Here is a 14,006-nt window from a genome sequence, read left to right as displayed (position 1 = left end):
TGGTGAATATATTGGCGATTGTAGTTGGAGTTTTGAGTATCCTAGTTGTTTTATTTATGGCATATATCGTCTTTCTCCAACTACAATTGGCTAATATCAACCGACAGTTGGCGAAACGCTTGAATGAAAATACACGCCAGCCAATCAGTCTGGAACTACTCAATAGTGAACTTAATGCTTTGGCTATTAATATCAATAAATGCTTGAAAGCAGAAGAAACTCTACGTGTGAATAGCATTCGTGAGGAAAAGCGCTTTAAGGAGCAAGTTGCCAATATATCTCATGATTTAAGGACACCACTTACTGCTATAAAAGGTTATCAGCAACTTCTAGCAAAAGGTTCACTCTCAGAAGAACAACAAGAGAAGCTTCGGGTTGCGCAAAAATATGCTGACAAGTTAGGTGACTTGATCGAGCATTTTTTCGAGTATTCGCTTCATGTAAATGCAGAGCCGAAGCTAGCTATGAATCAACTTAATCTATCCAACCTATTAACGGAGTGTCTTGCGGAATCCATTCATAGTTTTGAAGACAATAATTTAACATTACATTATAAAGAAACCGTTCCGGTGTTTATCATGGTTGACCGGGAATACACAATCAGAATTATTCAAAATCTAATACGAAATGGTATTACACATTCTGCAGGTGACATTGAAGTGAATCTTTCCGCGAAGCAAAACGCAGTCCTTACTTTTAAAAATCCAGTGAATAACAATGCTGATATTGAGGTCACTCGGCTGTTTGAACGTTTCTATACTGCTGACACTGCAAGAAGAAACTCGACAGGACTAGGATTATCTATAGTTAAACTGTTAACAGAGCAAATGGGTGGTAATACAAACGCTACTCTACAAGGGAATATGCTTGAAATTCGAGTTGAACTTCCGTTGTGCGAAAAGGGAAAATGATCTAATTCATAATTAGTTAACAATACATAATTTGCAAATATTTCACATATATGTCTGGTTCGCTTATTGTACTAGCTCGGTTCTACTCGTTATACTAAGAGAGATAATGTAGGGTACGCTGCTATCAGATAATAATAAATTGAATGAGACAAGGGGATGAGTACAAGTTGAGAAGAAAGATCTTGGTAGCTACTACTGGATTGGTTGTCGTTGCAATTGGAGCGTTTTTGATTGTTGGAAGCTCCAAAGATAAAGCACCCAATAACAATAATCTGAATGCACAAGACATTAAGAAATTAGTACATGATTACAGCATTGGTAACATAAAAGATCAATCTGCTTCCATTACATCGACGGAACTTATCGTCAGTGAGGGTAACGTAAAGAAGGTAACCTATAACTTACCTAAAGATGAGTTTTTTCTTTCTATCGGACCATTTAAAGAGGAAACTCACCCTTGTGCAATCCATAGCTTGACTGGCTGCCAAGGAGAGCTGACGGAAGAAGAGTTTAATGTAACCATTGAAGATATGAAAGGCAACGTAGTATTGGAACAAGCCATGAAATCGCAATCTAACGGATTTATCGATCTATGGCTCCCGCGTGACACAAAATATCGCATAACAATCGAACAAGATGGTAAAACGGCAGAGTCCGAAATTTCCACGTTCGAACAAGACAATACTTGTATTACAACAATGCAATTGACTTAGTACAATAACCTTCATTGAGAAAAGTGGTAGTTTAAAACGTTTCAGTTTTAAACTACCACTTTTTGAGTTAAAATACTAACCTAAGGATCGCCATAAAACAAACAATATTCCTAGAAGACTAAGGAGAATGGTAATGAGAAAAATTGTTGTATCGGAGTTTGTAACCTTAGATGGTGTCATGGAGGATCCAAGCTGGACTTTCCAGTTTGCCTGTGAAGGACAGGAGAAGTTCAAGTACGAAGAACTCAAATCAAGCGACGCGCTACTGTTGGGACGAGTAACTTATGAAGGATTTGCAGCCGCATGGCCAAATATGCTTGAACAAACAGGGGAATATGGGCAATGGATGAACGATTATCCAAAACATGTAGTATCTACGACCTTGGATCAGGTGGAGTGGAAAAATTCAAGCCTGATCCAAGGTAATCTGGAAGACGAAATCAGCAACCTCAAAAAACAGCCTGGCAAAGACATTCTTGTTTTTGGAAGCTGTACGCTCGTGCAGAGTCTCATGAAGCTTAACTTGATCGATGAATATCGGCTCATGGTGTTCCCCATTGTGGTAGGAAACGGAAGACGCCTATTTGATGCAGGGCTAGACACAACTGTATTGAAATTGGTGGATACGAAGACGTTAGAATCTGGTGTCGTTGTACTCACTTATCAAAAAGTATAATTAGTGCGTTTATTACTTTAATTCAAATGCACAAGTTAAGGACAAGAACATATAAACATTGGGACCGCGTTGATGTGCACCCCTTATAGTAGACATTGGAAAAACCCAATCCATATGGGAAACCGATGATACTTAAGGGGTGTATTTTTTTTGAGAAAAAGAGAGCACCCAATAAATCATATACATAGGAAGTAAAGAAGGAGGCCGTACGTTTACATGAGGAGGATAAATGGACGTACAGGCAAATTACTGAGAAGTATGGAATACAAGATAAAGATAGAGTTCGTAAATGGGTGTATAAGTTTAGGAAGCAAGGCTAAAGGAGAATCCAAGGTGAGTTAGAACGACAGTACGATGATAAGGTGAACCATAAGAAAGTATTACGTCTGATGCAAAGCAAGAAATGGGTATTAGATCTATCATTCGCGCTAAACGTCCCTACTTCAATAATTATCAAGCCGCGCAATCAGATAGCAGAGTTTCTCCAAACCTCTTGAATCGTGAACTGAACTTCATTAAGCTAACAGGCAGTTTAATTAAACAATTCAATTAGTGTATTAATGACTTTTTCGCGATTGATTTGGTTATATCAGATTTTATCGTATGAAAGAGGTGGTAGACACATTAAAATGTCCGGATTTTATAAAGATGTGTCTGTATATAATAAATACTTGACGTATGGAATGAGCTATTATTAATTCGAATACCCCACAATATGCGGAGAGATGTTAAGTGAAATACCAATAATTAATTATTAAGAGGTGTTTTATGAGAGATCATGATTCAGAGTCCGAATTGGAATGGCCGAATCTTGTAAAAACAAAAGTGGAGTAAAATCCTGAAAGCAATTATTTCACGACGTATTATGACTAAGAAAGGCGTGATTATAGAAATGAAAAAAATCTATGTGGTAAACAAAACTCATTTTGACATTGGTTTTACCGATTTAGCAGAAAATGTCTTGCACAAGTATTGCCATGATTACATTCAAAACGCAATCACTTTAGCTGAAGACTTAAGAAAAGAGGGCAAAGACTTTGTTTGGACAACAGGTAGCTTTATTATTGAATATTACTTCAAAAACATGGATGAAGAAGCTTGTAAAAAGCTAGACGACGCCATAAAGAAAGGTTACATTCGCTGGCACGCAATCCCGTGTACGTTTGAATCTGAAACTATGACACCTCAAACTTTACATTACATGACTTCAATCTCAAAGAAGTTAGATGCTCGTTATGGATACAAAACAACAAGCGCAAAGATGACTGACGTCCCAGGACATACGATCGGGATTGTTGATGAGTTATATCGTCAAGGAATTAAATTCCTACACATTGGTGTAAATGGCTCGAGCTCAATTCCAGAAGTTCCAGATACATTTCTATGGAAGAATGGCGAAAGTGAGATCATTGTCTCTTATTCAGACGACTATGGTGGCGTAATCGGAATTGATTGCATGGATAACAAGCTGGCGTTTATGCATACTCATGATAATAGTGGTCCAGGAACAAAAGAGAAAATTAACGTCTTTTTGTCAAAAATGGCGAATGAGTATCCAGACTATGAGCTTGAAATGACTTCAATGGATCAGTTTGCTAATGAAATTTGGGAAGTACGTGACCAACTGCCAGTTATTACAGAGGAGATTGGGGACACTTGGATTCACGGAATGATGTCTGATCCGAAAATCATTCGTGATTATCGGATTTTAACTAATTACATGCTTGATAACAAAATAGAAAATGATGATGCTAATTTCTATGCGATGTTAGTTCCAGAGCATACTTGGGGAATGGATATCAAACGCTATTTTAGTGACTATATGAATTATGAAAAGAAAGACTTTGAGCGAGCGCGTAGTTTAGACCAAATTACCGATCTTGATTTAACCTACGCTTATGGAATTGTTAAAGATGCAACTGTTGGCGAAATGCAATTCACTTATAATGAGTGGACTGATCGTTCGTACAAATTTTATGAGTCTTCATGGAAAGAACAACGCAAGAACGTTGATCGTGCAATAGCTTGTTTGGAGCCTAAAGATCAAAATAACATTAAAAAACTTATCGAAGTTCCATATCATATCTTTGAAAACCAAGGTATTGAATGTGGTTTGGAAGAATTGATTTCGGTAAACGGGTATCAAGTTATGTTTACTAGCGATGGTTCAATTAACCACTTAGAAAAGGATGGAACACTTTACTTTGATCAGGACAACAAACTCGGGGTTCTGAGCTATACAATTGCTGGGCAAAACGACTATGATAACCTACGTTACAACTATTTGCGTGAATTACAACATAATTGGTGGGCAATTGACTTCTTAAAGCCAGGAATGGAAATTCAAAAACGCATTCAATTGAATGAAAATTTTACACCACATGTTGTGAAATTAGTTAAGGAAAATGATTCGATTATTGTAACTTTAAAGTATAGCCAAAGAGCTGTGGAGGAGTATGGTGCTCCAAGAGTTGTAAAGGTTAAATATCAATTTGGAGATAAAGTTGAAATTGCACTTTTATTAAAGGATAAAGATGCAATTCGTTATCCAGAAATTTATTCTTTTGACATTACACCACGTTTAAATTCGCCATACTTAACTAAGATTCGTAAAATTGATACCGTTATTTCACCTTTTGAAGTGGTAGGTCACGGGAACAAGTTGCAACACATGATTGAAGAGTTAATTTACGATGGTAGCGATAAAAAAATCAATATTAAACCTATTGATGCCCCTCTATTGGGAATCGGAACAAATAACAATCTAAGTTATAACAACAAATACCATCAAGACAACAATAAATTTACGTTTACACTATTGAATACAACATGGGGAACTAATTTTACGATGTGGTATGAAGAAGATATTTTCGCTCGTTTTGAGTTAGTGTTGGGATAAAAATTTCCTGCGAACATAATTCACTCTGTTCACAGGGTAAACGATTATTACACTGGAAATGGGCATACGCCGATGCCTCTTCATCAAAAAAAACAGTTTATTCTCTTATCTAGACTATTTTTTAGGTACATTTAGACCGTTTAAGCGATATTCCTTCAAGATGTGTTTGATAAAGTATTCTCAGGCTAGGTCGTTACTCTAACGGGAACGATAGTGGAATCATTGAAGCGGCAGACCAGAATTTTTTCTTGGTATGCCGCTTTGTCATTAAATAGTTCAGTTTATAGGGCTTTTGTCATTGTCTACAATATTGGGGCTTGACCACGTAGATACGCGGTCTTTTTGTTGGGATCACTTGTTTTATAACTGAGGAACCGCTGATTGGATACTATAGTTTTCTTGCTTTGATTATAAAAGTTACAGGAAGCATCTTTGCTTTTTTTGAAAAGTTATCATCCCGGGATTGCATAATTTCATCATCAGATTCCTCAATCATTTGTTCAATGACAAACCCAGCTTTTGAGAGCGCATTCACATAGGTTGATAGTTTACGGTCTGATAATGTTAGCGTACTTTCGTCAAGACTTACCGAATACCAAGATTCATCGAAATAACATTTTTTAAAAACAAGCATATCATTTTCTGCAACAACACATTTATGTATAGGGTGAGACCAACTGAAAATAAATACGCCGTCTTTTTTTAGATAAGAAGCAATTCGGCAAAAAGTACCCTCAAGGTCGGTGGTCCAGCCTATGGCATAAATCGAATAAACAAAGTCAAAATAATCCTCGGGTATACCACATTCCTCTTCCATGGGAGAACAGATTAATTTTGCTGAAAGACCGCATGTCGTCAAATATTCCCTTGTTTTTTCGAGTTGGTTTTCTGATATATCCATACCCCATAGTTCTGATGCCTTGTGTTCTCCCTGATATTGCAAAGATTGACCACTTCCACAGCCTATCTCTAGCATCTTTTTCCCTGAAACATCGCCAAAAAGTTGGCATTTTTCTTCTGAGACAAATGATCCATAGAAAGGAAGCGCGGTTGTTCCTATGATTTCATTTCCTTTTGTATCCCATAAGGTTTTGTTTGTATTATGAATAGAATCCCTGTCCATATCGACCGAGATGGCGCAGCCAACCTCGCCAGCGCCCATAATGTTTGTTCTATTAACAGAATTATTGTCCATGCAGACACTCTCCTCAAATATAAATAATATGAGTATAAAAGTATTATCCTTAGATCAATCTACCATTTGCCCATGAACAAATCCACCTAAAATCTCCCACTTGGTGTACATTTGATTTCGTAGACATGACCAGCTCATTAAATTAACATATAAATAGTTGATTATATAAGCATGTAGTTATATAATGAATCTGAAATTAGAAAGGAGTGAGTACAAGGTGACGATTACTATAGAAGAAATGGCGGAGCAGTTTAAGTTACTAGGAGATAAAACTCGACTGAAAATCGTGTCTATTCTATATCAGCAAGAAATGTGTGTCTGCCATCTGGTGGAGTTGCTTGAGACTACCCAACCCAATATGAGCCAACATCTTCGTAAACTAAAGGATGCGGGTTTAGTTCGAGAAGAGCGTAGAGGACAATGGATTTATTATTCACTCCATATTGAGGATAAACCACACTTACATGATGTGCTTCAATATTTACCTAAGTTATCTGAAGAGGTGCAATTGATGATAAACGCAAAAGTATGTGAGTAAGGAGGGGAACTACATATGAATCAAGGAAAGCCAAAGAGATTATCCTTTTTGGACCGTTATCTCACGTTTTGGATTTTTGGAGCGATGGCTATCGGAATCGGCCTTGGATACATCGTCCCCAATTTCTCAGATGAATTATCAAGTATGCAGGTCGGAACAACTTCAATCCCCATCGCCATAGGCCTAATTATCATGATGTATCCACCGCTTGCAAAAGTGAAGTATGAGAAACTTGGACGAGTGTTTAAAGATTGGAAAGTTCTATTATTGTCCCTGGTGCAAAACTGGATCATTGGGCCGATACTTATGTTTTTATTAGCCATTCTTTTTCTAAGTGATATGCCAGAATATATGATCGGATTGATCATGATCGGACTTGCAAGGTGTATCGCAATGGTACTCGTTTGGAGTGATTTAGCGAAAGGAGACCCAGAATACACTGCTGGTCTTGTCGCTTTCAACTCCATATTTCAGATATTGTTCTACTCTGTATTTACTTATGTGTTCATCACCGTATTACCTGGATGGTTTGGTGCAAGCGGAACGGTAGTGGACATTTCCATGGGACAAATTGCGGAGAGTGTGCTCATTTATCTGGGTATACCCTTTGCTGCCGGCTTATTAACACGTGTAATTGGGATTAAGCTCAAAGGAGAAGGTTGGTATCAGCAAGTTTTTATTCCAAGAATCAGCCCATTAGCTTTAATAGCTTTACTTTTCACGATTGTGTTGATGTTTACGCTAAAAGCAGAATTAATCGTTCAACTTCCACTGGATGTCGTGCGAATTGCAATTCCGATGGTGATCTATTTTGTGTTGATGTTCGTTCTTTCTTTTTTCTTGTCTAAAAGATCTGGAACATCTTATCCTGTGGCAACCTCATTATCATTTACAGCTGCTAGTAACAATTTTGAATTAGCGATTGCAGTAGCTATCGGTGTATTTGGATTGGAATCAGGAGTTGCCTTTGCTGCCGTTATTGGTCCGTTAGTTGAAGTCCCAGTATTAATTGGTCTTGTAAATGTATCACTTTGGATCCAACGAAAGTATTTCAAACCATCATGAAGTAAATAAAAGGGAGAGATAATAATGAACAAACCACTAGTTTATTTTCTTTGCACAGGAAACTCATGTCGAAGTCAGATTGCGGATGGGTTTTTGCAAATGCTCGGTGGAGACCGATATGAAGTGAAAAGTGCTGGCTTAGAATCTCATGGACTAAATCCTAGGGCCATTCTTGTAATGCAAGAAGCAGGTATAGATATTACCCATCATACCTCCGATGTTATTGATTCTAACATCTTAAACAGAGCAGATTACATTATTACACTTTGTGGTCATGCAGACGATCATTGTCCGGTCATATCGAACGAGAAGGTAATTAAATGGCATTGGGGATTTGATGATCCAGCGAAAGCTACAGGCACAGAAGAAGAAATTATGGATCAATTTCGTAATGTCCGAGATGCCATTAAGGTAAGAATTGAACAATTCTTAACTGAAGGGAAATAATCCATGCAGTAACCGACCCTTGTGGTCGGTTTTTAAATGAGGTTATGAAGGAGTACAACTTGACATGAAAGGCACAAATGATTTGACTCAAGGCTCTATTATGAGCACCCTAATGAAATTAACGATTCCCATTATTGCAACGAACTTCATCTCCACGACCTATGGTCTTGTCGATATGATTTGGGTTGGGAGATTAGGAAGTGGCCCCGTTGCAGCGATTGGCACTGCAAGCTTTTTCATTAATTTAGCAATCGCTCTAGCCACCATGATCACAATCGGTACAGGAATCAAAGTTTCTCAAAGTATGGGTTCCGGTCAAGATGATAAAGCTAAAACGTATATAAAGAACGGGTTTATCATGTCTATCTTAATGGGACTTATCTATATGATCTTCATCATGTTCACTAATAATCAGCTCATTGGATTCTTTGATCTTAGCAGTCCGGAAGTAGCAGGGATGGCGAAGCAATTTCTATTGATATCGACCATCGGAACTGTATTTTCAATTCTCAACACCTTATATGCTACGATCTTAAATTCCATGGGTAATAGTAAGCAACCGTTTCAGATCTTTACGATTGGACTAGTGTTGAATATCGTCCTTGATCCACTCTTCATCTTTGGGTTCGGTAGTTTTGCTGGTTGGGGAGTGGCAGGGGCAGCCATTGCAACATTAACGGCTAATATCGTAGTGACAAGTTTATTTATTATCAAAACAAGAAACATGGAGTTGATCTCTCCTCGTACCGGTTGGGATCGTCGTCAAATGAAAGAAGTCATCCGAATTGGTCTACCGATAACGATTCAACGAGTTACATTTACAATCATCTCCATTATCATTGCTAAAATCATTGTCCGATTTGGTTCTGATGCGATTGCAGTGCAAAAAGTGGGAATTCAAATTGAATCTATCTCCTATATGACTATTGGAGGTCTTCAAGGAGCGATTGCCGCTTTCTTTGGCCAGAATTATGGAGCTCGCCGATTAGATCGTATTAAGCAAGGTTATCGCAAAGCTCTAATGTTGACAACAATCTTTGGTATCATCATTTCTCTAGTGTTTATTATATTCCCGGCACAACTCTTCTCACTGTTTCTTTCCGATCAGACCAGTCTAGAGTTAGGTGCCAATTATATGCGTATCATTGGTTATTCGCAATTGTTCATGTGTATGGAACTGATGACAGTGGGGGCTTTTAATGGTATTGGTAAAACCCATATCCCTCCGATATTCAGCATTTTGTTAACAGCATTAAGGATACCACTGGCCATACTATTATCGGGTCCTTACGGGTTAAACGGTGTGTGGATGTCCATAGCGCTGACTAGTATTTTCAAGGGAGTTATTCTAGTCTTATGGTTTAGGGTAACTTTACGTAGAATAAACCTATCGCAAATTCATATTTAATCAAAGGACGGTAGTTAAAATGCCTTCGTTGAATCATAAATGGATACAGCAATTAATCGATCATAAATTAAGTAAAGAACTCATGAAAGGGCAATTTGGTCTAGAAAAAGAAAATGTTAGAGTTGATCGTGACGGGAGATTGGCAATAACACCACATCCTAAAGCTTTCGGTAATAAACTGGATAACCCTTATATCCAAACCGATTTCTCAGAAAGTCAAATTGAAATGATCACTCCGTCTTTCGATTCAATCGATGAGACCTATCGTTTCATGGAAGCTTTGCAAGACATTGTGTCAATGGAACTGGATGGTGAATTCCTATGGCCGAGCAGCAATCCACCTCAACTACCTGAAGATCATGAAATACCAATCGCGCAAATGAATGACCCCATTGAGGACAACTATAGGGCTGAACTGGCAGACAAATATGGTCGCAAAAGACAGTTACTGAGCGGAATCCATTATAACTTCTCTTTTGACGAAAGATTTCTAAGACAATTATATGAAACAGATATTGGGCACAAAGAATATAAAGAGTACAAGGAATTTAAAAATGCTATTTATTTTAAAGTAGCACGCAATTTATTGAGATATCGTTGGCTTCTTATCTATTTAACAGGAGCAAGTCCTGTATTTGATAAGACCTATATTGAAAGATGCGTCGCAAAAGGAGAGCCGCTTGACCCCAATAGCGTTCATTTCCCTAATATGAATTCACTTCGTAATAGTGAATGTGGTTATCGGAATGAAAAACCTCTATATGTATCCTATAATTCGATGGATGAATATGTTCATGACTTGACTGAGTTGATTCATGCCCAGCAACTTCTAAGTGTCAAGGAATTTTACAGTCCGGTTAGAGTGAAGACAGTGAAAGGTGAACATCCATTACAGGAGCTTGTACATGTTGGAGTTGCATATTTAGAGCTTCGGTTTATCGATTTGAATCCACTATTTAAAATTGGAATTAGCAAAGAGACGATGCAATTCATTCACTTGTTTATCGTATTTATGCTGCTTAAGAAAGATGAGCCCTTTAGTGTAGAGGATCAAAAGCTGGCAGACTTGAATCATGATCAATTGATCATGGAAGGTATAAAGGGTTGTCTTCATGATCATGACGATGATGGCGCAACGATGGAGAAGACCGCATTGATTTGTATCGAAGAGATGCAGGAAATGGTGTCACTCTTGATGCCTATGGAGAAAGAAGCGTATTTACACATTTTAGATAAAGAAAAAGAAAAAATTCTTCATTCCGAATTGAGCTTTGCTGCCATCGTAAAGTCTGACATTCAAGAATCATCCTTTCTATCTTATCATTTGGATAAAGCAAAGCAGTATGCCAAAGAAAGTGCCCAAAACGGTTACCGCTTCGTTGGATATGAGGATCTTGAATTATCAACGCAGTTACTTTTAAAGGCTGCTGTCAAACGAGGTATAAGGTTTAAAATGCTGGATAGGGATGAAAACTTTGTGCTTCTGACAAAAGGGGACCGCAACGAATATGTAAAACAAGCCACGAAAACATCACTAGATTCCTATAGCACGGTTTTGATTATGGAGAATAAAATTGTGACGAAAAAAGTCCTTCAGCAACACGGAATACGTGTTCCAAAAGGAGAAGCATTTCAGAGTCTTGAGGAAGCGATGTCCACATATCCATCATACCTGGACAAATCCATTGTGATCAAACCCAAATCAACAAATTTCGGATTAGGAATCACCATTTTTAATCGTGAATTTTCTAAAGAAGACTATCAAAAAGCTTTCCAAATCGCCTTTGAATATGATCGAACTGTTCTTCTAGAGGAGTTCATAGCAGGTAAAGAATATCGCTTCCTTGTCATGGGTGATGAGGTTGTTGGGATTCTCCATCGTGTTCCTGCCAATGTAGTAGGAGATGGGGTTCACACAATAGAGGAGCTAGTTCGTGACAAGAATAAAGATCCGCTAAGAGGTCGTGGATATAAGACGCCGCTTGAACAAATTCAATTAGGTGAAGCTGAAGAGATGTTCCTAAAAAATCATTCCAACAGTTGGCGTGATATACCTCAGTCTGGAGAGATTATATACTTGCGGGAGAATTCGAATATTAGTACCGGTGGAGATAGCATTGATTTTACAGATGAGATTCCTGATAGCTATAAGAACCTCGCCATTCAAGCCGCTAAAGCTGCGGGTGCAACGATATGCGGTGTGGATATGATGATTGATAATATTGAAGTAGAAGCAACGGAATCTAATTATAGTTTTATTGAAATCAACTTTAACCCAGCGATCCATATTCACTGTTATCCTTATAAAGGGAGCAATCGTAAAGCGGACGAGAAGATTCTAGATTTATTGTTTGGCACAAACACTGATTGATACACAAAAAAGGAGTTGGACGTATCCAGCTCCTTTTTAAATTACTGTAACTTGCACTACAACTGTGCACTTATCCATTGAACTGATAAGCTTACTGCAGCAACAGAAAACCATACGATGAGGCCAAATAGAATGGGACGAACCCCGGTTTTTAGCATGGATCTAAAATTTGCGCTGAGACCTATCGCCGTTAAGGCCATGATAATCATGAACTTCGAGGCATGTCCTGTGAAAGTTAAGAATTCCTCTCCGAATAGTCCAATCGTGTTTAATAGAGAAGCCACTAAAAACCAAACGATAAACCACGGAAAAACCTTCAGCGGATTATAGGTTTCAGTGGAGCCGTCCATCTGTTGTTGCTGTCTTTTCTTTCTCGCAAAAATCATAGCAAGACAGAACGTAATCGGTATAATAAACGTCGTTCGAACAAGTTTGACAATGGTAGCATAGTCTCCTGCGGCATTACTATACATATACCCAGCTGCGACGACCGATGACGTGTCGTTAATCGCAGTTCCTGCCCACAATCCAAAGCCTGTATCTGATAACCCGATGAAGTGTCCAATCCACGGAAACAATAGCACAGCTGCGATATTGAACATAAAAATGGTTGAAATGGAATAAGCAATCTCGGTTTCTTCAGCTTCGATAATCGGGGAAGTGGCTGCGATCGCCGATCCACCGCATATCGCCGTACCGACACCAATGAGTATTTTCAATCGAGTAGGTATTTTAAGGAGCTTCCCAAAAAAATAAGCAGCTAGAAATGCTGCAAGTAAGCTAGATAATAACACAGCTAACGATTGTACCCCCGTACTCCAAACACTAGCTAGACTCATATTACAACCAATGACGATAATCGACCATTGCAGTACTTTCTTGGAGCTAAATTGGACACCGCTAAGGGTATTTTTAGGTTTACCAACCGAATTATTCAATAGAATACCAATCAATAGACCGAAAACTGGACCACCGACTAAGGGAAGAATAGAACCTAATTGGGCAGAAATGATAGAGATGACGATAACGAGGAGTAGTCCGGGGACTAATTTTCTTAACGTAGTCATGCTGTTGGTTCCTCTCACAAATGATGTATTATTGGATGAATGATCAATTTACATCGTAAGAGAAGAATGATAGAAAGGCAAATACAAATAACTAATGGTTATCATTAGGAATCATTATAATAGGAATTTCAACAGGAATACGGAAATAGCTATGACGACTAATATAAATATGGTAGGGATCATCCGTTGCTTGGAAGGATTATCGTTTAGATTAAGCGAGTTAAGGAGTTCCCCGTTATCGATAAGCTCGACGCCACAATGGGAACAAATGAAATCATTCAGAGAAGTGGCTTGTTGGCATTGAGGGCAAACACGAGGCATGGAATACATCTCCTTTATCCCGATAATATACAGTGATTTTATCGGATATTAAACAGAAGGTCAACTAGAACATTTAAAAACATAAATTATATAATTCATGGACTTGAAACATTCTAAATTTGTGATATCATAATCAAAAAAAAGCAATGATGAGAATAAAATACAATGGTCTTTATGTTCAGAGAGCTAAGGGAATGCTGGAACCTTCGCCATAAACCTTGTATGATGTCATCTCGGAGCTTTTGTTCGAAATCTGAATCTTAGCATTTAGCATAGCTTTAGGTTCAGTGAGTAGACTCAAACGGATTAGCACACGTTATCGTGCTGTAGGTAGAGGGAGACCTTTACCTCATGAGACTGAAATCGTAAGGTTTCAGTGAATCAGGGTGGTACCA

At 38.1% G+C, this 14,006-nt stretch carries 12 protein-coding genes, 1 pseudogene and 1 other annotated feature (1 of these 14 running past the window's edge); of the genes and pseudogenes, 10 read left to right on the top strand and 3 right to left on the bottom strand.

Annotation, left to right across the window (positions count from 1 at the left end; translation table 11 throughout):
- Nucleotides 1-2 precede the first annotated feature (2 nt).
- The 5 genes and pseudogenes from IEW05_RS09480 to IEW05_RS09460 all read left to right on the top strand — a co-directional run bounded on the left by IEW05_RS09480 (nucleotide 3) and on the right by IEW05_RS09460 (nucleotide 5,199).
- Nucleotides 3-911, top strand: a complete 909-nt coding sequence (locus tag IEW05_RS09480; RefSeq protein ID WP_373285827.1) for a sensor histidine kinase — start codon at nucleotides 3-5, stop codon at nucleotides 909-911.
- Nucleotides 912-1,078: 167 nt separating this feature from the next.
- Entirely contained in the window at nucleotides 1,079-1,624 is a 546-nt protein-coding gene (locus tag IEW05_RS09475; protein WP_188538058.1) for a CueP family metal-binding protein, read from the top strand.
- A 133-nt stretch (nucleotides 1,625-1,757) separates the two neighbouring features.
- Nucleotides 1,758-2,300, top strand: a complete 543-nt coding sequence (locus IEW05_RS09470) for a dihydrofolate reductase family protein (protein ID WP_188538056.1) — start codon at nucleotides 1,758-1,760, stop codon at nucleotides 2,298-2,300.
- Nucleotides 2,301-2,506: 206 nt separating this feature from the next.
- Nucleotides 2,507-2,620 (top strand): annotated as a pseudogene (locus IEW05_RS26075) (helix-turn-helix domain-containing protein); the annotation flags it as partial.
- A 545-nt stretch (nucleotides 2,621-3,165) separates the two neighbouring features.
- The gene (locus IEW05_RS09460) at nucleotides 3,166-5,199 is read left to right on the top strand and encodes a DUF5054 domain-containing protein (RefSeq protein WP_194434110.1); all 2,034 of its coding nucleotides are present in this window, start codon (nucleotides 3,166-3,168) and stop codon (nucleotides 5,197-5,199) included.
- Nucleotides 5,200-5,587: 388 nt separating this feature from the next.
- Here the strand turns inward: IEW05_RS09460 and IEW05_RS09455 are convergent, their stop codons facing one another.
- Nucleotides 5,588-6,394, bottom strand: a complete 807-nt coding sequence (locus IEW05_RS09455; protein WP_188538052.1) for a class I SAM-dependent methyltransferase — start codon at nucleotides 6,392-6,394, stop codon at nucleotides 5,588-5,590.
- Nucleotides 6,395-6,611: 217 nt separating this feature from the next.
- Between IEW05_RS09455 and IEW05_RS09450 the strand changes: the two genes are divergently transcribed.
- The 5 genes from IEW05_RS09450 (at nucleotide 6,612) to gshAB (ending at nucleotide 12,223) form a co-directional block, all read left to right on the top strand.
- Complete coding sequence (locus IEW05_RS09450) at nucleotides 6,612-6,932, top strand: ArsR/SmtB family transcription factor (protein ID WP_229753318.1); 321 nt, start codon at nucleotides 6,612-6,614, stop codon at nucleotides 6,930-6,932.
- Nucleotides 6,933-6,947: 15 nt separating this feature from the next.
- Nucleotides 6,948-7,997: an ACR3 family arsenite efflux transporter gene (gene arsB / locus IEW05_RS09445; protein ID WP_188538048.1), complete on the top strand. Its 1,050-nt coding sequence runs from the start codon at nucleotides 6,948-6,950 to the stop codon at nucleotides 7,995-7,997.
- 24 nt (nucleotides 7,998-8,021) lie between these two features.
- The gene (gene arsC, locus IEW05_RS09440; protein ID WP_188538047.1) at nucleotides 8,022-8,444 is read left to right on the top strand and encodes an arsenate reductase (thioredoxin); all 423 of its coding nucleotides are present in this window, start codon (nucleotides 8,022-8,024) and stop codon (nucleotides 8,442-8,444) included.
- 64 nt (nucleotides 8,445-8,508) lie between these two features.
- The gene (locus IEW05_RS09435) at nucleotides 8,509-9,852 is read left to right on the top strand and encodes an MATE family efflux transporter (RefSeq protein WP_188538044.1); all 1,344 of its coding nucleotides are present in this window, start codon (nucleotides 8,509-8,511) and stop codon (nucleotides 9,850-9,852) included.
- 19 nt (nucleotides 9,853-9,871) lie between these two features.
- Nucleotides 9,872-12,223, top strand: coding sequence for a bifunctional glutamate--cysteine ligase GshA/glutathione synthetase GshB (gene gshAB, locus IEW05_RS09430; RefSeq protein ID WP_188538042.1), 2,352 nt, complete (start codon nucleotides 9,872-9,874; stop codon nucleotides 12,221-12,223).
- A 56-nt stretch (nucleotides 12,224-12,279) separates the two neighbouring features.
- On the opposite strand, the gene IEW05_RS09425 is transcribed toward gshAB, so the two are convergent.
- Both IEW05_RS09425 and IEW05_RS09420 read right to left on the bottom strand, forming a co-directional pair.
- Complete coding sequence (locus tag IEW05_RS09425; protein WP_188538040.1) at nucleotides 12,280-13,290, bottom strand: YeiH family protein; 1,011 nt, start codon at nucleotides 13,288-13,290, stop codon at nucleotides 12,280-12,282.
- A gap of 114 nt (nucleotides 13,291-13,404) precedes the next feature.
- Nucleotides 13,405-13,611: a hypothetical protein gene (locus tag IEW05_RS09420; RefSeq protein ID WP_188538038.1), complete on the bottom strand. Its 207-nt coding sequence runs from the start codon at nucleotides 13,609-13,611 to the stop codon at nucleotides 13,405-13,407.
- Between the two features lie 137 nt (nucleotides 13,612-13,748).
- Nucleotides 13,749-14,006: a binding site (T-box leader), on the top strand (it continues 27 nt past the right edge of the window).

Source organism: Paenibacillus segetis (assembly GCF_014639155.1).
GTDB lineage: Bacteria > Bacillota > Bacilli > Paenibacillales > Paenibacillaceae > Fontibacillus > Fontibacillus segetis.
Note: the sequence above shows the minus strand (reverse complement) of the source record. Positions and strands in the feature narration are given on the sequence as shown.

Excerpts from the sequence above, each read along its gene's own strand:
- IEW05_RS09470 (WP_188538056.1), top strand. The coding sequence starts at position 1,758 with ATGAGAAAAATTGTTGTATCGGAGTTTGTAACCTTAGATGGTGTCATG.
- IEW05_RS09460 (WP_194434110.1), top strand. The coding sequence starts at position 3,166 with ATGACTAAGAAAGGCGTGATTATAGAAATGAAAAAAATCTATGTGGTA.
- IEW05_RS09455 (WP_188538052.1), bottom strand. The coding sequence starts at position 6,394 with ATGGACAATAATTCTGTTAATAGAACAAACATTATGGGCGCTGGCGAG.
- arsB (WP_188538048.1), top strand. The coding sequence starts at position 6,948 with ATGAATCAAGGAAAGCCAAAGAGATTATCCTTTTTGGACCGTTATCTC.
- arsC (WP_188538047.1), top strand. The coding sequence starts at position 8,022 with ATGAACAAACCACTAGTTTATTTTCTTTGCACAGGAAACTCATGTCGA.
- IEW05_RS09435 (WP_188538044.1), top strand. The coding sequence starts at position 8,509 with ATGAAAGGCACAAATGATTTGACTCAAGGCTCTATTATGAGCACCCTA.
- gshAB (WP_188538042.1), top strand. The coding sequence starts at position 9,872 with ATGCCTTCGTTGAATCATAAATGGATACAGCAATTAATCGATCATAAA.
- IEW05_RS09425 (WP_188538040.1), bottom strand. The coding sequence starts at position 13,290 with ATGACTACGTTAAGAAAATTAGTCCCCGGACTACTCCTCGTTATCGTC.
- IEW05_RS09420 (WP_188538038.1), bottom strand. The coding sequence starts at position 13,611 with ATGCCTCGTGTTTGCCCTCAATGCCAACAAGCCACTTCTCTGAATGAT.